General features: G+C 38.1%; 24 protein-coding genes. 4 read left to right on the top strand and 20 right to left on the bottom strand.

Annotated features, from left to right (window positions below; translation table 11 throughout):
* Positions 1–706 precede the first annotated feature (706 nt).
* From J7E67_RS15000 to hflX, 5 genes are all read right to left on the bottom strand, one after another.
* Positions 707–961, bottom strand: a complete 255-nt coding sequence (locus J7E67_RS15000; protein WP_214716003.1) for a hypothetical protein — start codon at positions 959–961, stop codon at positions 707–709.
* Between the two features lie 410 nt (positions 962–1,371).
* The gene (gene glnA / locus J7E67_RS14995) at positions 1,372–2,706 is read right to left on the bottom strand and encodes a type I glutamate--ammonia ligase (RefSeq protein ID WP_214716004.1); all 1,335 of its coding nucleotides are present in this window, start codon (positions 2,704–2,706) and stop codon (positions 1,372–1,374) included.
* A 37-nt stretch (positions 2,707–2,743) separates the two neighbouring features.
* Positions 2,744–3,145 carry a MerR family transcriptional regulator gene (locus J7E67_RS14990; protein ID WP_214716005.1) on the bottom strand — a complete coding sequence of 134 codons (402 nt, stop codon included), beginning with the start codon at positions 3,143–3,145 and terminating at the stop codon, positions 2,744–2,746.
* Between the two features lie 123 nt (positions 3,146–3,268).
* Positions 3,269–4,540 carry a methionine gamma-lyase family protein gene (locus J7E67_RS14985; RefSeq protein WP_214716006.1) on the bottom strand — a complete coding sequence of 424 codons (1,272 nt, stop codon included), beginning with the start codon at positions 4,538–4,540 and terminating at the stop codon, positions 3,269–3,271.
* 14 nt (positions 4,541–4,554) lie between these two features.
* A complete protein-coding gene (gene hflX, locus J7E67_RS14980) occupies positions 4,555–5,814 on the bottom strand; it encodes a GTPase HflX (RefSeq protein WP_214716008.1) in 1,260 nt (419 codons plus the stop codon).
* A 197-nt stretch (positions 5,815–6,011) separates the two neighbouring features.
* Between hflX and J7E67_RS14975 the strand changes: the two genes are divergently transcribed.
* The gene (locus J7E67_RS14975) at positions 6,012–6,617 is read left to right on the top strand and encodes a trimeric intracellular cation channel family protein (RefSeq protein WP_214716009.1); all 606 of its coding nucleotides are present in this window, start codon (positions 6,012–6,014) and stop codon (positions 6,615–6,617) included.
* Positions 6,618–6,671: 54 nt separating this feature from the next.
* On the opposite strand, the gene spoVK is transcribed toward J7E67_RS14975, so the two are convergent.
* The 3 genes from spoVK to miaA form a co-directional block, all read right to left on the bottom strand.
* Complete coding sequence (spoVK, locus tag J7E67_RS14970) at positions 6,672–7,619, bottom strand: stage V sporulation protein K (protein ID WP_088086526.1); 948 nt, start codon at positions 7,617–7,619, stop codon at positions 6,672–6,674.
* A 304-nt stretch (positions 7,620–7,923) separates the two neighbouring features.
* A complete protein-coding gene (gene hfq, locus J7E67_RS14965; RefSeq protein WP_088086525.1) occupies positions 7,924–8,154 on the bottom strand; it encodes an RNA chaperone Hfq in 231 nt (76 codons plus the stop codon).
* Positions 8,155–8,180: 26 nt separating this feature from the next.
* Positions 8,181–9,137 carry a tRNA (adenosine(37)-N6)-dimethylallyltransferase MiaA gene (gene miaA, locus J7E67_RS14960; protein WP_214732258.1) on the bottom strand — a complete coding sequence of 319 codons (957 nt, stop codon included), beginning with the start codon at positions 9,135–9,137 and terminating at the stop codon, positions 8,181–8,183.
* A 308-nt stretch (positions 9,138–9,445) separates the two neighbouring features.
* On the opposite strand from miaA, the gene mreBH reads away from it, so the two are divergent.
* Positions 9,446–10,453, top strand: coding sequence for a rod-share determining protein MreBH (gene mreBH, locus J7E67_RS14955; protein ID WP_214732255.1), 1,008 nt, complete (start codon positions 9,446–9,448; stop codon positions 10,451–10,453).
* A 976-nt stretch (positions 10,454–11,429) separates the two neighbouring features.
* On the opposite strand, the gene J7E67_RS14950 is transcribed toward mreBH, so the two are convergent.
* Genes J7E67_RS14950 through J7E67_RS14935 form a run of 4 tightly spaced genes read right to left on the bottom strand, consistent with a single transcriptional unit; the run spans position 11,430 to position 13,568 of the window.
* On the bottom strand, positions 11,430–11,579 hold the full coding sequence (locus J7E67_RS14950; protein ID WP_214732254.1) for a hypothetical protein: 150 nt from the start codon (positions 11,577–11,579) through the stop codon (positions 11,430–11,432).
* Positions 11,580–11,591: 12 nt separating this feature from the next.
* Complete coding sequence (locus tag J7E67_RS14945) at positions 11,592–12,239, bottom strand: hypothetical protein (RefSeq protein WP_214732253.1); 648 nt, start codon at positions 12,237–12,239, stop codon at positions 11,592–11,594.
* Positions 12,229–13,386 carry an FtsK/SpoIIIE domain-containing protein gene (locus J7E67_RS14940; RefSeq protein WP_214732252.1) on the bottom strand — a complete coding sequence of 386 codons (1,158 nt, stop codon included), beginning with the start codon at positions 13,384–13,386 and terminating at the stop codon, positions 12,229–12,231. The genes J7E67_RS14945 and J7E67_RS14940 overlap by 11 nt, the downstream gene beginning before the upstream one ends.
* Positions 13,383–13,568 (bottom strand): hypothetical protein, encoded by a 186-nt coding sequence (locus J7E67_RS14935; protein WP_214732251.1) that lies wholly within the window; start codon positions 13,566–13,568, stop codon positions 13,383–13,385. The genes J7E67_RS14940 and J7E67_RS14935 overlap by 4 nt, the downstream gene beginning before the upstream one ends.
* Before the next feature lie 481 nt (positions 13,569–14,049).
* Here J7E67_RS14935 and J7E67_RS14930 point away from each other — a divergent pair, with 481 nt between their 5' ends.
* Entirely contained in the window at positions 14,050–14,268 is a 219-nt protein-coding gene (locus tag J7E67_RS14930; RefSeq protein WP_251026783.1) for a helix-turn-helix domain-containing protein, read from the top strand.
* Positions 14,252–14,500, top strand: coding sequence for a hypothetical protein (locus tag J7E67_RS14925; RefSeq protein WP_214732249.1), 249 nt, complete (start codon positions 14,252–14,254; stop codon positions 14,498–14,500). Before J7E67_RS14930 ends, J7E67_RS14925 begins: the two co-directional genes overlap by 17 nt.
* Before the next feature lie 37 nt (positions 14,501–14,537).
* Here the strand turns inward: J7E67_RS14925 and J7E67_RS14920 are convergent, their stop codons facing one another.
* The 8 genes from J7E67_RS14920 to J7E67_RS14885 all read right to left on the bottom strand — a co-directional run bounded on the left by J7E67_RS14920 (position 14,538) and on the right by J7E67_RS14885 (position 21,883).
* Positions 14,538–14,909: a PH domain-containing protein gene (locus J7E67_RS14920; protein ID WP_214732248.1), complete on the bottom strand. Its 372-nt coding sequence runs from the start codon at positions 14,907–14,909 to the stop codon at positions 14,538–14,540.
* A 90-nt stretch (positions 14,910–14,999) separates the two neighbouring features.
* A complete protein-coding gene (locus tag J7E67_RS14915; RefSeq protein ID WP_214732247.1) occupies positions 15,000–15,704 on the bottom strand; it encodes an N-acetylmuramoyl-L-alanine amidase in 705 nt (234 codons plus the stop codon).
* Positions 15,704–16,069 carry a phage holin family protein gene (locus J7E67_RS14910; RefSeq protein WP_251026782.1) on the bottom strand — a complete coding sequence of 122 codons (366 nt, stop codon included), beginning with the start codon at positions 16,067–16,069 and terminating at the stop codon, positions 15,704–15,706. The genes J7E67_RS14915 and J7E67_RS14910 overlap by 1 nt, the downstream gene beginning before the upstream one ends.
* Before the next feature lie 78 nt (positions 16,070–16,147).
* Positions 16,148–16,981 carry a DUF2971 domain-containing protein gene (locus tag J7E67_RS14905; protein WP_214732245.1) on the bottom strand — a complete coding sequence of 278 codons (834 nt, stop codon included), beginning with the start codon at positions 16,979–16,981 and terminating at the stop codon, positions 16,148–16,150.
* A 750-nt stretch (positions 16,982–17,731) separates the two neighbouring features.
* The gene (locus J7E67_RS14900; protein ID WP_214732244.1) at positions 17,732–17,899 is read right to left on the bottom strand and encodes a hypothetical protein; all 168 of its coding nucleotides are present in this window, start codon (positions 17,897–17,899) and stop codon (positions 17,732–17,734) included.
* A 195-nt stretch (positions 17,900–18,094) separates the two neighbouring features.
* Positions 18,095–19,297: an acyltransferase family protein gene (locus J7E67_RS14895; RefSeq protein WP_214732243.1), complete on the bottom strand. Its 1,203-nt coding sequence runs from the start codon at positions 19,295–19,297 to the stop codon at positions 18,095–18,097.
* Positions 19,298–19,430: 133 nt separating this feature from the next.
* Entirely contained in the window at positions 19,431–21,527 is a 2,097-nt protein-coding gene (locus J7E67_RS14890) for a hypothetical protein (protein ID WP_214732242.1), read from the bottom strand.
* Complete coding sequence (locus J7E67_RS14885) at positions 21,527–21,883, bottom strand: hypothetical protein (RefSeq protein WP_214732241.1); 357 nt, start codon at positions 21,881–21,883, stop codon at positions 21,527–21,529. The genes J7E67_RS14890 and J7E67_RS14885 overlap by 1 nt, the downstream gene beginning before the upstream one ends.
* Between the last annotated feature and the right edge of the window lie 19 nt (positions 21,884–21,902).

Below are 21,902 nucleotides of genomic sequence, written 5' to 3'. Positions count from 1 at the left end.
GAGGCACGTAGTGACGGCCTACGTGACCGTTCTAGATGAATTTCTACGAGTTGAGGCACGTAGAGGCGGCCTACGTGACCGTTCTAGATGAATTTCTACGAGTTGGGGCACGTAGAGACGACCTACGTGACCGTTCCAGAACAATTTCACAGAGTTGGGGCACGTAGTGACGGCCTACGTGACCGTTCTAGATGAATTCCTACGAGTTGGGTCATGTAGAGACGGCCTACGTGACCGTTCCAGAAGAATTCCTACGAGTTGGGGCACGTAGTGACGGCCTATGTGTCCGTTCTAGATGAATTTCTACGAGTTGGGGCACGTAGATGGAGCCTACGTGACCGTTCCAGAACAATTTCACAGAGTTGGGGCACGTAGTGACGGCCTACGTGACCGTTCCAGAAGAATTCCTACGAGTTGGGTCACGTAGAGACGACCTACGTGACCTTTCCAGTACAATTTCACAGAGTTGAGGCACGTAGAGACGACCTACGTGACCTTTCCGGAAGAATTCCTACGAGTTGGGTCACGTAGAGGGGTCCTACGTGACCGTTCCAGTACAATTTCACAGAGTTGGGGCGCGTAGTGGCTTTCCTACGGGACCGTTCAAAAGGAATAACAATGAGGTCGTGTACTGTTGTCTCTATGACAGATGAGCTTCATTAATACTCAAACTAAAAAGGAGCAGCCATAAGCCACTCCTTTAATCCTATTTCGCTATTCTTGCTTGTATTTCAGATAGTTTCACCTTAAAAAGCACTTTATATACTTTCGTGTCCCCTTCGTTAAAACTGGAATGTGTAACATACGTTCCTTTCAACGTCTTGCGCTGTTCATCAAATAGAAAACATTCCTGACCTTTTGTTCCTGATTCTATCAAACTTAAAATAAGGTCAGGCTTCTTATACGTCTTTTCTCGTAGAATTTCTTGGGTTAGAGCATTACAAATTTGCAGTTTATACAATTTAGAGCACCTCCCAAATGTTTACAACTTAAGCATATATTATTTAGGATTAAGTAAACCGTAAAAATTGTGAATTTTTAAAGAACATCAAGCACCTCTTCCTTTCTATTCTATTCCTATTAATTTTATTTAGAATGATCGAGGATGCTTAATTGGAAAAAGAGCCATCGTAGGTATTGACGTCCGAAGTCGTTGAGAAAGAGCAATTTGGGTCGATAATCTGGGCTATTGACGACCGAACCTATTGAGAAAGACCAATTGGGTCGTCAATCAGGCTTATTGGCTACCGTAATTGTTTTAATGGAACAAACCGGGTAGCCAATGGGATGGCATTATTCACTGAGAGAATCTAAGAAAAGAAGCGCGACATAGAAAAACCCTGACGCTAGGCGCCAGGGCTTTAGATGAGATTAATACATGCTCATATATTGATCGCGTTCCCATTGGTGAACGACTGTGCGGAACATATCCCACTCGATTTCTTTTGCTTCAACAAAGTGTTCCATAATGTGCTCGCCAAGACCTGACACAATTACTTCGTCAGATTTTAGTTGATCTAATGCTTGAGCTAATGTTGCAGGAAGATCGACGATACCTTCTTCGATTCTCTCTTCTTTGCTCATTACATAGATGTTTCTGTCAACTGGTGCCGGCGGAGTTAACTTGTTTTTAATTCCGTCTAAGCCAGCCTTAAGAAGTACAGCCATTGCAAGGTATGGATTAGCAGACGGGTCTACACTTCTTACTTCCACACGTGTACTTAATCCACGAGAAGCAGGAATACGAATTAATGGTGAACGGTTTCTAGCTGACCAAGCCACATAGCATGGTGCTTCATAGCCAGGAACAAGACGCTTATAAGAGTTTACAGTTGGGTTTGTTACCGCTGTAAAGGCTGGTGCATGCTTTAGAATTCCAGCGATAAATTGACGAGCATGATCACTCATTTCTAGATCACCCGATGGTTCGTAGAATGAATTAACTCCATCCTTAAACAATGAAAGATTCATGTGCATTCCAGATCCATTGACACCATACAATGGTTTTGGCATGAATGTTGCGTGCAAACCATGTTTACGTGCAATTGTTTTTACAACTAGCTTGAACGTTTGAATTTGGTCACAAGCTGTTAGTGCATCTGCATATTTAAAATCGATTTCATGCTGACCTGGTGCTACTTCATGGTGGGAAGCTTCGATTTCAAAGCCCATTTCTTCTAATTCAAGCACGATATCGCGGCGGCAGTTTTCGCCAAGGTCGATAGGGGCTAAATCAAAATATCCGCCTTTATCGTTTAGGTCTAATGATGGTTCTCCTTGTTCATCTAATTTAAATAAGAAGAATTCCGGTTCAGGCCCTAAGTTAAAGCTAGTGAATCCAAGGTCTTCCATTTCTTTTAATACTCTTCTTAAGTTATTACGAGGATCACCTTCAAATGGTTTTCCTTCAGGAGTATAAATATCACAAATTAAGCGGGCAACTTTCCCTTTTTCTGCAGTCCACGGGAAAACAACCCAAGTGTTAAGATCAGGATATAGTAACATATCAGATTCTTCAATCCGTACAAAACCTTCAATTGAAGAACCGTCAAACATCATTTTGTTATCAAGTGCTTTTTCTAATTGGCTAATTGGAATCTCCACGTTTTTGATAGTTCCAAGGATGTCTGTGAATTGCAAACGAATAAATTTCACGTTTTCTTCGACCGCTAATCTTTTAATATCTTCTCTTGAATACTTTGCCATTTTCTTACCTCCTATTTTTTAAAAAGAGACTTCCACATTAATGAAAGAATCTTGACATATCTCCTTGACGTAAAGAGGATCGATTGTTTCGACCTAAATGCATCATTTCGTTGCGTAGCAGCTTTCTAAGCTGTTCATCTGTTAATTCGCGCTTAGTCTTTTCTGTTTGTTGTTCAAGAATGTTTGATTGTTGCTCTTTTACTAGGAACAATTGTTTAATGCCAGCCATATTGACACCTTGATCAATTAAATCCTTAATTTCTAGAAGCCTATCAATATCATTTAAACAATATAGACGCCTATTCCCCTCGGTTCTTGCCGGAGAAATCAATTGGTGTTCTTCGTAGTAACGAATTTGCCTGGCTGTAAGTTCCGTTAGTTGCATGACTGTTCCGATCGGAAACAGTGGCATGGAACGGCGAATTTCCTGGCCACTCATCTAATTCCTCCTCCCCTCGGGTTACTTATATTACTATTATATTTTTTGTTAGAAAAGTTGTCAATGATATGTTAGATTTTCTCACATTAAAATTTTTAAAATTATTGACATTTAGCTGTTCTCCTAAAACAATTCGATTAATCCTTTATCCGTTAAGTGGTCTATGGCCAGACAAACAGCCATCTTTACGTGTGCATATGTTAAACCGCCTTGTACATAGGCAACATATGGTGGTCTAATCGGTCCATCTGCAGTGAGTTCAATGCTCGCCCCCTGAATAAAAGTACCTGCTGCCATAATCACATCGTCTTCATACCCAGGCATATAGCTGGCATGGGGTGTAACATAAGAATTAATCGGTGATGCGAATTGAATGGCCTGACAAAAAGCAATCATTTTATCTCGGTCATCAAACTGGACAGACTGAATTAAGTCCGTTCTTTTAGCATTCCATTTCGGAGAAGAATTCATTCCTAATTTCTCCAACATCGCAGCTGTGAAAACGGCCCCTTTTAATGCTTGGCCAACCACATGGGGGGCAAGAAAAAAGCCTTGATACATTTCTTGAAGACTATAGAGGGACGCTCCTGCTTCGGCTCCTATCCCTGGTGAAGTCATTCGATATGAACATGCCTCCACCCACTGTTTTTTACCAACAATATAGCCGCCAGTCTTCACAATCCCGCCGCCTGGATTTTTGATAAGCGATCCTGCAATTAAGTCCGCACCGACATGACAAGGCTCGGTCTCCTCAACAAATTCCCCATAGCAATTATCTACAAATACGACCACATCCTGTTTAATTTCTTTGACAAACGTGATCATTTCTGCAATTTCTGCAATCGTAAATGATGGTCTTGTGGCATAGCCCTTGGAACGCTGAATGCCAATCATTTTTGTATTCGGTTTTATTTTCTGTGCGACAGCCTCCCAATCAATTCCACCTTGATTCGTCAGAGCTACACTATCATAGGAAATTCCAAACTCCTTTAATGAGCCAACCCCGTTCCCACGAAGTCCAACAATTTCTTCGAGCGTATCATAGGGTTTGCCCGTTATATATAGAAGTTCATCCCCAGGTCGAAGAACGCCAAATAAGGCAATGGAAATGGCATGTGTGCCTGAGATTATTTGCGGACGAACAAGTCCTGCTTCTCCCCCAAAGACGTCTGCATAGACCATTTCTAGAGTATCCCTGCCATGATCGTCATAGCCATACCCGGTCGACGGATTAAAATGTGAATCACTCACTCTTTTGTTTTGAAAGCTTTTTAATACCCGAAATTGATTTGATTCGATTCTATTGTCTATTTCTTTATGTACTTTAGCGATTTGTTGTTCAACTTCCTCTACCATCGGTTGAAGCTTTTCCCCATTTTTTAACTGTTGAAACATGTTGTAACTCCTATCTATATTGTGAATTTCTGTAATTGTCCTGTTATTTGATGATCCTGAAGTGTATATCCTTTGCATCGATAGAATTGATCTTCTTCATCAAACACAAGCTCTCTTAATATTGTCTCATTTTTTAATAAAGAAAGCAGCTTTCCTTCTGTGGACGGAATCTGAACTTCGTAAGAATCCATCATTTCCATAACAACCTTCTCCATTTGCTGCTTCAAGGCTTGACGGTCCTCTTTATCAAATGCACTAATAAATGCGGTTGGTGTATCTGCGGTTGGGACAAAATCTGAATGCTGAATATCTTTTTTATTATATACTGTTATTTGCGGGATATCTTTAACTTCTAAGTCTTCAAGCAGCTTTTTAACTGTTTTTTCGTGATGAAAATAATCTGGGTTGGACATATCGACCACATGAAGAAGTAAATCAGCTTCCTTAACTTCCTCAAGCGTCGATCGAAATGCAGCAATAAGTGTTGTCGGTAAATCTTGTATAAACCCAACCGTATCAGTAATCAAGGCTAGGAAACCACTGGGTAAAATCAATTTTCGTGTCATTGGATCTAGTGTTGCAAACAATTGATTTTCCTCGTACGATTCTGCTTCGGATAAACGATTGAAAAGACTGGATTTACCGGCATTGGTATAACCGACAATCGCGACCTGAAAGGTTTTATTTTTCTTTCTTCTTTCTCTGTATCGATCCCTGTGCTGAACGATGACAGAAAGTTGGGTTTTAATTTCATCGATTCTGCGGCGGATATGCCGGCGGTCTGATTCTAACTTTGTTTCACCAGGTCCTCTTGTTCCGATCCCAGCCCCCAAACGGGATAATGCTGTTCCCTGACCCGCAAGACGAGGAAGCATGTATTGCAATTGGGCAAGTTCAACCTGTAATTTACCTTCTTTGGAGCGAGCTCTTTGTGCAAAAATGTCTAAGATGAGCTGGGTTCTGTCGATTATACGAGCATTTAGGTCCGTAGAGAGATTTCTTTTTTGACTTGGTGAAAGCTCGTCATTAAAAATGACTATATCTGCCTCCAGTTCATCCACCAGGACATTAAGTTCCTCCACTTTCCCTTTACCTATATAGGTAGCTGGGTGGCGCCGGTCCCTTTTTTGAACGACTGACATCAATACTTCACCCTGAGCGGTTTCTGTTAGTGCACCTAACTCTTCCATTGAATAATGAAAGCGCAAATCAGTATCACCATTGGTCTGACAGCCAACGAGGATCGCCTTCTCTTTCGTGTCTTTTTGTTCCATAAGGCATCGTTCCTTCCGTAATCTTCTATCTCCTATCATAACAAAAAAAGGTTGTATACTCTAATTTGCCCAACATTAGAAAAAACTTATTGTAATTTCCTCACATCTTGATATAATCTTACTGTTTTCTAATAACATTTTTATTACTATTTTCATAGAGTTAAATAAAATAAAGATTTCAAGGAGAATTCGGATAGATGACATGGGAAGTTTTAAGTATGATTGGAACAATCGCCTTCGCCGTTAGCGGGGCCATTGTTGCGATGGAAGAGGAATATGATATTTTTGGCGTATACATTTTAGGTATTGTCACCGCTTTTGGCGGTGGGGCGATTCGAAACCTATTAATCGGTGTACCTGTATCAGCACTTTGGGAACAAGGGTTATTTTTTCAAATTGCCTTATTATCCATAACTGCTGTGTTTTTATTTCCAAGCAACCTTTTAAAACACTGGCAAAAATGGGGGAACCTATTTGATGCGATTGGCCTTTCAGCCTTTGCCATCCAAGGTGCTCTTTACGCCGTTAAAATGAATCACCCGCTTAGTGCAGTTATTGTTGCAGCGGTGCTAACCGGAATCGGCGGCGGGATTATTCGTGATTTATTGGCAGGAAGAAAACCAATCGTCTTACGATCGGAAATCTATGCAATTTGGGCGATATTGACAGGCTTATTTATCGGACTTAAGATCGTGACGCATTCTTGGGAATTGTATTCTCTCTTTTTCCTTGTGACGGTTTTACGCGTCCTTTCCTATACCTTTGATTGGAAGCTGCCGATACGTAAATTTGAGGCCAATTAATGACTAATCCAAATAGAAACGACAGATTGCTTAGAATCTGCCGTTTTTTTGTCTCTAATCTTCTTCAAACACAAGATCATTACTTCTAATTGTCATTAATTCATGCCTGTCATAACTATTTAACATGAGCAGCCTCATGGCCTGGGCGCGGATCGATTTTTCAATGATATTTCGTACATACCTTCCATTTGAAAAACTATTTGGACTTAATACCGCTTTAACCCATATTAAATGTTCTTTTAACTTTTTTTCCGCCTCATGGCTAAACGTGTATTCTCTTTCGATTAACATCCTCGCCGAAATTTCCATTAATTGATTTATATTGTAGTCAGGAAAATCAATAACTAACGGAAAGCGTGAATGGAGCCCAGGATTAAGGGTCAAGAAATACTCCATTTCACGGGAATATCCAGCAAGGATAAGAATAAACTCATGCTGCTTATCTTCCATATGCTTAACCAGTGTATCGATTGCTTCTTTGCCGAAATCCTTCTCACCGCCGCGCCCCAATGAGTAAGCCTCATCGATGAACAAAATTCCCCCTTGGGCCTTCTTGATTAAATCCCTTGTCTTCTGTGCTGTATGACCAATATACTCCCCCACGAGGTCCGCACGTTCCGCCTCAATTAAGTGTCCTTTTGTTAAAACGCTCATTTTTTGAAATAACTTACCTATTAATCTAGCGACTGTCGTTTTACCTGTTCCAGGATTTCCTTTAAACATCATATGGAGGGCTTGTTTTCTTGCTTTTAAACCCATTTCCTCACGTTTTTTATTCACGTAAATCCATGCATAAATTTCCTTTATCATCTTTTTCATTTCTTCCATGCCAACAAGAGCCCCTAACTCCTCTTCAATTTCCTTTAGAGCCGAATGCTCAGGTGGAATGTCCTTTGGAACCACCTGAAAGTCAGGTAACTCTTTTGTCATCGTTTTCCCTATTTGTGAATTGAGAACTACTCTTATTTGGCCGTTACTTTTCATTCTGATGGGTTGGTCCAAAGCTTTCACCTCTCATTTTTACCAACAGTTTATATGATGAGTTTTTATGGCCACTCAGAATTTACATTCTGAACTGATTATTTGTACAAAGGAATGCATAATCCTTCATTTTATATGTATTCAAACTCCCTGAATTTCATTAAAAAAGTTTTTTTAAATAAATAGTTATGTTAAATTGGCATGTTGATTTCCGCTTCAGGCGCTTCGATTTCCGCTCCAATCAACATGGTGCCAATATCAACAATGAACTTTAACAGAGCTATATAAATAAAAAAAGCCCAATGTTTGGGCTTCTAAAAATGACTTATTGGTTATCCAGTTCAAGCTGCACGTTTCTTTGCGGTGCAAAAGTTGAAATTGCATGCTTATATACTAATTGTTGCTTTCCTTCTGATTCAAAAAGAACTGTAAAATTATCAAAGCCCTTAATTTGGCCTCTTAATTGAAAACCGTTAAGTAAAAAGACGGTAACGTGTATGTTATCTTTGCGGCACTGGTTTAAAAATTGATCCTGAATATTGATTGTTGTTTTCATTTGTATTTCCTCCTCTTTTATCTCTACTAATATGTATTCGATTTTACTTTAAGCTTTCCTTCAACACAACGTGAAATTTCCGTTATTTTTTTTGAGGTGTTCTCCACATCGGTCATATCAAACCATGATACATCCATTTTGTTCCGAAACCAAGTTAATTGCCTTTTTGCGTATCTTCTTGAATTTTGTTTTAAATTCTCTATAGCTACTTCTAAGGGTACTTTCCCTTCTAAATAGGCATACATTTCTTTGTAGCCAATTGCTTGGATCGATTGACAATCGCGCAAACCCCTTTGATACAAACCTTTTACTTCCTCGATAAGCCCTTCCTCCATCATTAAATCTACTCGATAATTAATGCGCTCATAAAGTTTCTCGCGTTCCATCGATAAACCAACTATTGCTGTATTGTACAAAAGATCTGGTTGTTGTGTGCTTTGGAATTCTTGCATCGTCTTACCTGTAAGATGGAAGATTTCAAGTGCGCGAATGACTCTTCTTATATTATTTGGATGGATTTGTGAAGCACTACCTGGATCCACCTCCAACAATTCTTTATAAAGTGCCTCATTCCCTATTTTCGTGGCTCTTTCCTCTAGCTTAAGACGATAGGACTCATCGCCTGATACATCAGAAAATTGATAATCATAAATGACGGACTGTATATACAACCCTGTTCCACCGACAATAATAGGCAGCTTTCCCTTTTTAGCAATCTCACCTATTTTAGCCCGAACAAGGAGTTGAAATTCAGCAACGGAAAAATTTTCAAAAGGCTCTTTAATATCAATCAGATAGTGAGGAATACCTTCCATTTCATCCTTTTTGATTTTTGCCGTCCCAATATCCATGCCACGATAAATTTGCATAGAATCTCCGCTGATAATTTCACCATTATAGCGTTTAGCCATTTCGATACTTAACTTTGTTTTTCCAACGGCGGTTGGTCCGATGATCACTAATAATTTTTGTTTTGAATCCAATATTTTCACACTGCCTTATCCCATTTTCAGTGAAAGCAGGTTTATGATTCCACTTCCACCCCTTTATCGTAACATAATTTTTAAAAGCAGTTGAACATCAAACTAGTATATACATAAAAGTTGATTTCTATGCCGTTAATTTGACATGAATTTATTTTATCCATTTTCCTTCCCAAATAGGAATAATTTTCATGTTAATTTACAAAAGGATAACGGTTCATTTACAAAAGGCTTTCCACCCCCAAATTTATGGTAGACTAACGCGTAGCTTATTTTGAATGAAAAATAGGGAAATTAGGTGAAATAATATGTTATCTACTTTTGATATTGGTATTGATTTAGGAACTGCAAATATACTAGTTTATAGTAAAAATAAAGGAATCGTTATTAATGAGCCTTCTGTTGTGGCGATTGATACAGTGACAAAAAATGTTGTAGCTGTTGGTACAGAAGCAAAGGAAATGATAGGAAAGACACCTGAAAAAATCGTCGCCATTCGTCCCATGAAGGATGGCGTAATAGCAGATTATGATGTAACCACTGAATTGCTAAAACACATTATGCGCATTGCATCCAAGAAGATTGGTTTTGCTGTTCGCAAACCAAATGTCGTTGTTAGTATTCCATCCGGTTCCACAAGTGTGGAAAGAAGAGCGATCCAAGATGCAGTAAGACAGGCTGGGGCAAAAAAAATCAGCTTAATTGAGGAACCAGTTGCAGCCGCAATTGGTGCTGGATTACCTGTCGATGAACCAGTTGCCAATGTGGTAGTGGATATTGGCGGCGGCAATACTGAGGTAGCAATTATTTCTTTTGGCGGGGTAGTTGCATGCCATTCCATTAAAATTGGCGGTGACCGCCTCGATGAAGACATTATTCAACATGTTCGGAAAGAATATAATATCCTAATTGGTGAAAGAACTGCGGAAAACATCAAAATAGAAATTGGTTTTGCTCTCATTGACCATGAAGAACGTTTCATGGATGTCCGCGGACGCGACCTTTTAACTGGACTGCCAAAAACGATTAAACTATCATCCTATGAAATTCGTGTGGCGATCAAGGAAGCACTATTGCATATTTTAGAAGCCATTCGTGCAACCCTAGAGGATTGCCCAGCAGAGCTAAGTGGAGACATTGTCGACAGGGGCGTAATTCTAACTGGCGGAGGAGCATTATTGAATGGGATGGAGGCATGGCTAAGTGAAGAGATAGTTGTTCCTGTCCAGCTTGCCCCAAACCCTCTAGAATCGGTAGCCATAGGAACTGGAAAGGCCCTAATGTATATGAGCAAGCTTCCAGTAGCTGTGAAATAAGCAACTTTGGCGGCAAGATCATTTCCAGAGATTGCACTCAAATTAATAGTAATATCAAAGCTGCAGAAAAATCCTTTTCTGCAGCTTTTTTTCTTTTGGGTCGTCATGAATAGCATGTCTACGTTACCCGATTCTTTATTTCCCCTCGATTTCGGTTACGTAGGACCTCTCTACGTGACCGCGGTCAATGTTTTTTCTCTGTTTCGGGCACGTAGGACCTCTTTACGTGACCGCGGTCAATGTTTTTCCTTTGTTTCGGTCACGTAGGACCTCTCTACGTGACCGGGTTCATTGGTTATCCTCGGTTTCGGGCACGTAGGGCCTCTCTACGTGACCGGGTTCATTGGTTTTCCTCGGTTTCGGGCACGTAGGGCCTCTCTACGTGACCGGGTTCATTGGTTTTCCTCGGTTTCGGGCACGTAGGGCCTCTCTACGTGACCGGGTTCATTGGTTATCCTCGGTTTCGGGCACGTAGGACCTCTCTACGTGACCGTGGTCAATGTTTTCCCTTTGTTTCGGTCACGTAGGACCTCTCTACGTGACCGGGTTCATTGGTTATCCTCGGTTTCGGGCACGTAGGACCTCTCTACGTGACCGGGCTCATTGGTTATCCTCGGTTTCGGGCACGTAGGACCTGTCTACGTTACCATATTCAATGTTTACCCTCGGTTTCGGGCACGTAGAGCCATCCATCTTTTCAATAAAATCACTTAACCAACACTCAAAAAAAGAACGCACCCTAATAAAATAGGAACGTTCTTCTTAGTTACATAACCCGTTTAAACATTTTCTCCATCTCATAGACCGAATAATTTTGTTTAATTTTATCGTTTCAACGTTTATCATATTCCTTTGTTTCTAAGGTTTATAGTTTATTATTTTTCAAAACTTTTAATAGCGTTTCAAAATTGAATGGGCAAAAAATGGGCAATATGTGGGCAGTCTATACTGCCCATTTATTTATAAAAAAAGCACCCTAGTGGGCGCAAATAGTTTTACTTATTTTGTCTACATCCGCTACAGCTTTTCTGTTTTTACCCTTAACTTTAAAAGCTTCATGTTTTCTGTGTACTCCGCATTTTTCACAATGCTTATACTCTAATTCCTCTACAACTACTTTAAACATCCAGATCACTCCTTAATTTGTTTTCAGCCTTAAATTTGTTTTAGTGCTATTTATTTGAATCTGTGTAGGTGCTTTCTTTTCCTTTAGAGAGTCCGCAAATTGAGTAAATGATTGGGCTTGAAACAGTTCAAAGGGCAGCTCCATATCAATCGCATACCGTTGTTCTGAAAGTATTAAAAGGTGAGGGAATGGTTTAGCCATTACACCAGAATGAAAAAATTCTAAATATCGATTAATCTTTTCTGTCATTTGTTTTTCAGAATAGATGGTTCTTTGAACCTCTATAAAAAAATTAGTGTCTCTGAATTGAGCAAATATGTCAGGTTCCACAATGCCCTTGCTGCCGTACTTAGGTTCCACAAGGAAAGTAGTAAGTTTCCCAAGTTTACGCATTTCTTTGTAAGTGTTTAATATGGCCAAGAAATGAGCAATTTTAGCACTGTTCTGTTTCATATTGATTTCTGGCCCAAAATATACGTACGGCACGAACGACCTAGAACGCTGGATCTCTCCATCCCTCAATAAGCGAAGTAATACGTTATTAGCCGCCCGTTCTGGCTTTTTCACGCTGGAGAAATGAAGCTCCGCTATACTATCCCTATCCATCACTCTAAATCTATTTAAATCCTTAATAATGGCTTTATCGCGATTATTTAGCATCGTTAAACACGTCCTTTTCAGTAGGTTTCTTAGATTCTTTTTTCTTTCCAGTAGCCTTAGAGCCTACAAACATATCCTTCCATCCATCTATCCTGTATGCTGCGAGAAGCTTCTCAGCCTTTTCCTCTGTTAAATACGGAGCTTGTAACTCCGATATATCGTCACGCTTGATAAGAAAACGACCTGGAATCTTCTTGCTGATCCGTTCACTGCCAGGAGTGCCGATTATTTTTGAATTAGAAGCATCTGTCGTCCTGAAACCCATTCGGACTGTAAGTAGACTTCTAATTTTCGTGTCTAATATATCGTGAGAAGGTCTCTGGAGACTGAGCATACAGTAAATACCAAGTGCCCGACCCAGTGACGCTATCTGCACAATTTGTTTTTTCATTTCTTTATCGTCCATAATCATTACAATTTCATCGATTGCTAATAGAATAAATGGGTTTTTCCCTGGCACCTTCGTAATATGAGTGACTCTGTGTTTTTCTAGCAGTTCACCCCTACGCTTTATCTCTTTGTGTAGGTGTTTAAGCATTCTGGCCATATCCTCGGTATAGATACAGACACTTTTTACGTGCTCTACACCTTTGAAGAGAAAGAATTCACTCATTTTCAAGTCGCCCAGGTAAATATGGAGTTCATCTGGTGTTTTGTTCTGGATAAGAGTTGTTAAAATGCTACGACATTGTGTGCTTTTTCCTGCCCCTGGTTCGCCTGAAATGAGGCAATTCGGCTCCGTAACAGCGTCATACACTATCCAATTACCAGAGCTGTCTTTTCCACATACGATAGGCATTTCGAAGCCCTGTATAGCGCGAACGATATCGTTATAACGGTAGGTTAATTCTTTTGGCAGCTTAGTATGGCCAATTGTTAATACGAATTTCTTAACCTCTCCTTCTAGTTTTGTTTGCTGGCCAAATACTTGCTGGAACACATAAAAATGCTTTTTTAATAGGTCAGGATTAACACCAGTAGGCAACGTGAAGACATATTCAGTGGATTGTTCAGTAATAGATACATAGTGGATTTTAGGAAGGATATAACGGTCTCCATTATCTGTGGAATAGGTACGGTAGATCTCTGCTGTTCTGAATGCTTTTACTAGCTGCTTACGTGCTTTTAATTTGGCCCATATACTCATCGTAACCACCCCAGCAAAGCGTTAGTTTGAAGAAAATATACACTTAATACCATAGCAGCCACAGGTACAATGATTTTTAAAGTAGTGCCTAACCATTGGATTCCACAGTCTTCCGCTACCTTATCTAATAAAGCTAATGCTATGCAGCTGCCGCCAGCTATTAAAATACCAGGTCCGAACATTATTATTTCCCCCTTTTTAAATCAAATAAAAGCTGTACTAGAAACTCAATATCCTCTGGTTTTGTCGCTACTTTTAAAACATTCTCTAAAAACACGATTGTTTTACTCATTGCAAACACTCCTAATTTTCAGAATATTTAATTGTCTAATTATTTGAATTTTCTTCTGGTTCCCCCTCGCCCTCTCCCCCTCCTCGTTCTCCGCTTCGCTTCGTTACTTAACAGATTTTAAATTTCCTATTAAATCCCCCTTTCTACCTGTACAACCTCACTAGAGATACACGGTAGATACTGTGTAGTAGCTTAGGTAGTTACATAGATTCTACTGTGTAGGTACTGTGTAACTTTCGTGTTAATAGCCTATGCCCATATTCCAGTGATATTGCCTGTCCATGAAAGAAAAGTTTAATTTTTATTAAACTTTTTTTGAAAGGATTTTAAATTGATTTGTAGAAATGGTTATAAAAGGCAGGAGGATACATATGTTTGAGAATAAGTTGGACTACTGGATGGATAAGAGAGGATTAAAAAACAAGCATGTTGCAAAGCTTTGTGGGGTTTCTGAGCAAACTTTTTCGAAGTGGAGACAGAATAAGACGCAGCCTGATTTAAAAGCAGCTACCATTATCGCTGAAGCTCTTTCAATATCCGTGGATCAGTTAATTAAAGGAGAGGATAAAGAAAATGAACGTAGTGATTGAGATACACTACAAGTCTGATAGTAGAGCCTTGCGAACTGGTACATTTCCTTTAAGGGGCAGGAACCCTGAAAAAGTGGCTTTAGATTTTTGGAAACAAATCAAGAAAGAAATGGCTCACCGAGCAGAATTAGAAAAGATTATTGTGGATGGTGATAAGGATATCACGCAGCTGGTGATTGACCTGGAAAAAGAAGAGTGGAATAAATCGATGAATGATAATTTGCCGTTTTAAACAGAAACAAGCCCCTCTCAAGTGAGAAGGGCTTCCTTTACATTACTAAAGAATCAATTAATTTTTTGATTTCAGGTGCTATGTTTAACGGTATTTTTTCTACTGAACATTTATTATTTGATGTTACAATCTCTATTTCAGCGCTTAGCCCCTTTACTTTGGTGTTAACTGAAGAGATTGACGAAAGAGGAATTTCAACTTTTTCATTTTCAAAAACACCTTTAATCTTGTGAGAGAAAATCCTCTTATTTGTTACATATAGTTGTTCAGTTGGCTTTGGAAAGGATGTGGCCACACCGAGTAATTCTTCGCCTGCTAAAAGATCTTTTTCAAACAATTCAATTTGCTTGCGCATCATTTTCCTTTTACCGAAACCAGCCATCTTAATCGTTTCTTCTACCGTATTCAATTAATTCATCCTCATTTCTTCAAGTGGTTATCTAACACTATTCGCCCAAATAGTGGATAATTCCTTTTTTAACCACTAAAGAAAGAGGATTTATTTAACTTGTTCTTTACGATATTTCCAGCCATGGTCTTTTAAAAATTTTTCAAGAGCAGCTAAGCCACTGGAACCCTCTGTGTACCATCCAGTGATAACATTTACCTTTACTTGTGGTTTTGTAGCCACTGCCGCACGTTTCTTTAGGTCGAATTGTTCCGCAATGCCCGCAATGATTGCGAGGGCTACTTTTTTGCGGTAATCATCGGATTTCAAAAGATTAGCTTCTTCTTTGTTGCTCATAAATCCACACTCAACCAAGATAGCTGGCATATTCGATTTGCGCAACATATGAAAATCGGCTTTTTTAACGCCTCTATCCGTTAACCCTGTTGCTTTAATCAGTGATTTTTGAACCTTTATTGCTAATTCTGTTGAAGCTTTAGAGGGTGTAAGGTAAGTGAATGTTTCAATACCATGAGCCGGCCCCCACTCGTCACTTGCTGCATTAGCATGTACTGAAATATGAACATCTGAACCCCAATTATTAATATTGGTTGTTCTAGTTCCAAGTGGAACATCTGTTTCTCCTGTTGGATCATCCACACGTAGCACTTTGACATCGTAATTCCTTAGTTCATCCATGATGTATTTAACGACACCTTGATTAAACTCCCATTCGTGCATACTGTTATCCGGTACGCGTTTCCCCGCCGTATCTAACCCATGTCCTGCATCTAAACTAATTTTAAATAGACCCATTATTTGCCCTCTCCTTTATCAAAGCTTTTTAATTTCTCACTAACCTCTTTGGGTAAAATAACCTCGATGGCTTTTAAGTTTTCCACGATGCTCCCACCTTCTTTGTAGATGAAAAGTGCCAGGGTAAATCCAGTTAAATAAAAATTTAGTCCTAATACAAAATCAATGGCCAGAACAAAAACAATCCCCACTAACTCGCCAATCCATCTGATAATACCGTCACGCATAATACGAGATTGATACTTTACAACCCCCTTCCACGTTTTTAGCAGGCCCGAAACAAAATCCAATACTTTGACTAAAAAATAAAAAAGCAACATTGTTACAATGATCTTTGGTAGAAATGCAAGTAAGTGAAAATCCATTAACATCTTCCTCTCGATTTTAAATTGAACAAAACAAAAAGAGCCCTAATAGGACTCTTGGATTAAAATTATTAAACATTAAAAAGGACTAGAAATTTTGCTTATGCCAGATTCATGGTTATAAATTCCCAATGATCCAGGAATCCCATTATTCCAGGCCATCTTACTAGCAGAAATATTATACTTCCTGCAATACTCGACAATCAAAGTTTCATAAACACTTGGGAAATCTTCACCAATAATTATCCTAACTAACGCATCTTCATATTTCACATGTTCATATTCTTTATCATGATTAGAAAATAAAACATAACGGAACTCCCATTCATCTTTCCAATCAGGCATTTTCAAAAAAAACAATTCGTTAATATACTTATCTAAGTGGTTTTTTACACTTAATTTTGTTCCATTATTTTCTACATCATCATAATTCAAATCAAAAGCCATTCCATGTGAGAATGAATCATAAGAAACATGATTTTGATAAATGGTTCCTTTTTCAGCAAAAGTATCATTAATTATTTTTGTTAATTTAGATTTATCAAAAACTAAACAAATACCACTATGGTTACCGGCATATTGAGCCCACATTCTTGGATGTGAAAAACCATTTCCCCTAATAAAGCTTACAGGATCAGAGGGTAACACCACATCCCGAGTAAAACAAAGTAATTTAGTATTATTCTTTAGTAATTTATTTATTTCACTCTGTAAATTATAAACAGCTTGGTTATCTAAATTGTCATCTGATGAGAGTATTAATGTAAAGTTCCAATTCTTACTTTCTCTTGGATCATTCGTTTTACTAAACGGACTAAATCTTAAGGTTCGGCTGGTCAATATATGTTCAAGTGCAGTTGTATACGTTGTAAAATGATAAAGATATTGGTCGGGATTAAAATTATTTAACATTAATAAGTCATCCTTTCATATATGAAAAGTTAAACCTATTAAAGTATATCATGCCAAATGTCAATTTTACCTCTTCGCATAAAATCACTTAACTTCAAAATAAAAAGCCCTCATGGAGGACTTAACTCAAGATGTTAATAATCATTTTTAACCAGCCAAAGAAAGAAATCCATAACGGTATACTCAAACTTGTCCCAAACAAAAGACCTTTTAAGAAACTACCCTCTTCAGAATATACCATAATGAACAACTCCCTTATTGGTTTGTTCGCTTAAGTATAAATGAAAACGTTTTCTTTGTATATACTTTGTTCATTAAGGTTGTGTCTAAGTTTTCTCCCTGTGTTAAACATAATCCAAAAGTGTTGATATATCAGCATTTCTAACCACTTTTGGAGAGTCGTAAATACAATTGCGTCGGAAAAATGTTATACATAAATACCCATTTATATGTGTAAACTTTCATTTAAGAGTAAGGCTTTAAATCTCAGCAATTCCTACTGTCATTGGATCATAACCACAAAATGAAAATTTACTGCCTTACTCCGCTTTTACCCAATCACTAAACTCTTCCGTGCATAATAATAAAGCGGGTATACTAGTCATATATCTGAGCCTCTATGAACAACCGCACTTGTTGCGGTTTTTTCATGCACCAAAAAAGCACCCATAATCATGAGCGCTTCTTCCGGATATCCTCGAGCATCTTTTCCTCTTCGATGAAGTTCTTAAGCTAACCAAAGGTTACTCTTTAACTATTTTGATTATTTCTTTTCTTATTATCTTTATAAATATAATCAATCCTATTCATTGTTCTATAACCTAACATACCTAGGATAATTGAATAAATGGTTGTTAAAATCAAACCAAGAATTGCAATCCAAAATAATGATGATATTTTGTCTGATTTACTCAGCATTAAATACTCCTCCCACACACAAACGTTACAATTATCATGTTTCATAATGAGGGAGATTATCCAAAATTAATTAAAAAAGAGTACTGATTTTCAGCCCACTTCTTGCTCTTTTCCTACTCGATTCTTACTTTTCACTTACATCTAAGTTTTCTCCAAATGTGCAATAAACAAAAGAGCCCAAATGGACTCTTAAAATCATGCGCCTTTTTTCACAATTGAATTATTTTTATAAAGAAATTTCTTGGATATCAATCTTTTTCCCCAAGCGTTAGCCGGCAATTCTAGGACTTTAAATAATAAATACGAGATTAATAAATTTAATGTAATGAAGATTGTCAATGAAACTACAGCTGCAATTAACTTATTTCCGCTGACAATGCTAATAGCAAGCTTTACAGCATAAGGTAGGATAATCATATGAATTAAATAAAGAGAATACGAAACATCCGCACCAAATTGTGATAATTTATTAGACAATAGACTCTTGAAAAAATTGATTATATTCATAACTATTTTAGGTAAAAACTTTTCATACGTTGGAGAGAACATGAAAAACACAATAAATACTACCGTCGCTTTAGTAAAAAGACCTTGAAATGGTATCGTAATTATCAACCAAAAAATCAGATGCTTCCAATCTAATTTTTTTAATACTACAGAAGCCATAATCATTCCTAAAACAAAAAAATGTAACTTATAAGGTAGTATTGCGGGTGCTTCTAAATTAGCTAATGAACCTGGTACATCCCATGTTCCAAGTAATTTAGGTATTACTATGCTAGCCGCTAGTGACCCTATTGTTAACAGTATAAACATTATGTTTGAAAGTTTATTTTTCCTAAAAAGCAACAAGAAGATGAAAGGGAATAGAAAATAAAACTGCATTTCTAAAGATAAACTCCAAGCAGGACCTAGAATACTTGTATTAACATCCGGAATAAAACCATGTATAAATGTTAGATGGGCCAATAAATCGAATAAACTTGGCACTTCAGTTGGACTATAGGTTGTCTTGAAAACGCCATCCTTATTTGTGAAATAATGGTAGTTTTCATATATTAAAGCAAAATTAAATTTGTAAAGACAAAAAGCTACAATTACTGTGACCAGATACAAAGGGTATAATCGAAAAATACGTCTATACCAAAACTTAACAAATGTAGATATTTGATTAGACGGTTCCTTCTCTAATCTAAGTAAGTAGTGGTACATCATTAAGAATCCAGTAATCACCATAAATCCATCCACAGCAGGGCCGTTATTAAGTAAAATCCGACTGAACACGGGGATTTTTATAAACTCTGTACCACCAATGTACTTATAAAAATGGCCAATAGCTACCCATAATGCTAATAAAAATCTCGTGCCATTTAGAAAATTTGTGTTCACTTTTTTCATTAAAATTTTTCCCCTTAATAGAAATCTATCTTGAAACTTTCTTATCCATTTTGTACATGTTTTCACTCATAATAATAATCCTCACAGTTTTTATATAAATATAACATTTAATCCTAATATTATCTATAAGTTATTATGAACTGGATATTGCACCGAATCCTCTAAGAGCATCTTTAATTTTGTTTACTTCTAGTTCCAAGTTAACAAGTGTTGCTCCAGAAGTGTTTGGTATATTTGCTTGTTGTGGGTAAGTTCTGCTGACTGAAACAAGTATTAAATCAGCTCCTAAATCAGATTTAATGAAGGTTGCTGTTTCTTTTTCACGTAATATTACTTCTGTTTTTCCACCTAATGTTAAATTTCCACCTGATTGCAGTGTTAAAGTTGTGCTCCCAGCTCCCCAAGCTAATACCGTTATTTCTTCACCGGGGGCAAGATGCGAAGTGATAGTCGTTAATGGTGTCGAACTTGTACTAACCATTACTAGACGCTCTAAATAGGTTGTTATGGTTCCAATTCCTCCATATTGTTTGACTATCCCTGATGTTTTTCCCCCGCCATAATTAGCTCCTGTTTTCATTCCCCTGTGATTATCACCCTTAATAAAAATATCACAGGCGCCTAAAATATAATTGCCTTCAATGACGCCAGTAGATAAAGAGCCTACATAAACTCCATACCCATTCCCATTACCATCCGAACAGGCGTCTGCAAAGTGACAACCTTTAATGTTTGTTTGCCAAGACGATGTTGAAATTTTAATTCCTCTGTATAAATCTTCGAGCCAGATTCCGTTAAAATTAATATTGGAAGCTCTATCTATTTCAACACCTAAATCTGCGGCTTGTGTGGTACACGTAATGAAATTAATGATCGCTGGTGCGGCATCTGCAACATACCCCATCACAGGATCATTATAGCGACCAATTGTAATATTAGTTCCTGTTCCTTTTAAACTTCCGTCAAACTGACTATCGGTAAAAGTATGTTGTCCGACTTGACCTGTTATTTTTAATGCTCTACTTCCTGGATACGTAACTGGATCGTGCCAACACCAAATATCCTCAAATCGGTTAAATTGGTTTGGTAGTAATCCTTCTTCATACCCGCCTTTTAACCATAAACCTGTATCAGTAAAATATCTTATTCTTAATTTCTTGAAGGTTCCGTACCATAGTCCACCATGATAAGGAGAAGACGTAATTGGTTGTGCGTGGAAATAAAGCCCGTATTTCCTTTTATTGTCACAGTTTAAATACATGTCTTCTATTTTGATACGTTGCACAATACCTGCATCTATTTCGGCTAATGATTCTACACTTTCAATATTAGCCCATAACTTTGTTGATTCAATACTGTTCCCTTTTAAAGTAACACCTGTTTTTGGTTTTAATGTAGTAATGTTATAGTCACCTTCAGGTAGCCTTATCGTACCACCTAAATTAACAGGTAGGTCTGAAATCGCTTGGTTTATAACTTCCCCGTCGTCGTGATATATATTTACATTGGTAACTGTTACGGATGCGTTATCCCGTAAAGTTAATACTTTAGTAACTGTATCAATTGCCGTTACTTTTGTAATTAAATTCAATGTTCCTCTGACAGAATTTATACATTGAGCTTTCGCTCCTGTGCTGTTATAGATATACCTTGCTTCTTTCTTAGTTCCTGCACTTGTAGCCGTAAATGTTACAGCACTACCAGACCTAACAACTGTCCACCCTGCGTATCCTCCCGATAATGTTGCGATTTTGTTTGCAACAATGGAAGTAGTATCACCAGAAACGACATTTATCGTATATCTTACATCATTGAGAAATAAATCAACATTCCCAGATGCTGTTGGAGAGCTATACACAGTCAAAACGACTACTTCATTTTTTGACCCTGCGCCCTGAATTAGTATTCCGTGCCCGACTTTATAGTCGATTACAGATGACACGGTTAACTGATTAGAACTAGACGAAATAGTTCCTGTTGTAGTTTGTCGGGAACCACTAGCGTTATACTTCCGCCCTTTTATACTTATACCGTAGTCATTTTGCCTAGATTCGGCTTCATTCAGCCATGAGGTAATACTTTCGTATGTGGCATTATGAAATACGCTTGCCCTATTACCAACATCTGCCTTCGTCGCCTTATCCGCCAACTGCGACTCAGCAGCTGTCACCCTGGGCTCTAAATATAACGGATTATTTGTTAAATCTGGTTGTTTATGTTCCCATGGCATTACCTCAACACCTCCGCACGATAGGCACTAGTTGCATTGATCGTGAGTGTGGTAAACGGATCAAATAAAGAAGAATAGGCTTCCCCTGGCTTCACCTTTCGTGTTTGAGTATTAATGACAAATGTGAGATCCGCTGTCCCATCATTCATGACAGAAAAGCCATATCGATTGCTGTCAAACGTTTTTGTTTCATTAGCTGAACCTTCCCACGCTTCCATGGCTATGGTTCCTCGAGCTCGATAGTATGGAGCTCCGTCGGATCCTTTAGCCACTACAAATTGCCCTGTGGATTCGTCCAAAAATTGCGGGGGTATTTTCCCTTTTGATATTAATAAATCTTTGCCTAAATCAGCCATCTAATCACCTCCAAACTAA

This window comes from Bacillus sp. ISL-46 (genome assembly GCF_018613205.1).
The sequence above is the reverse complement of the archived record's forward strand: the minus strand, read 5'-3'. Positions and strand labels throughout refer to the sequence as shown.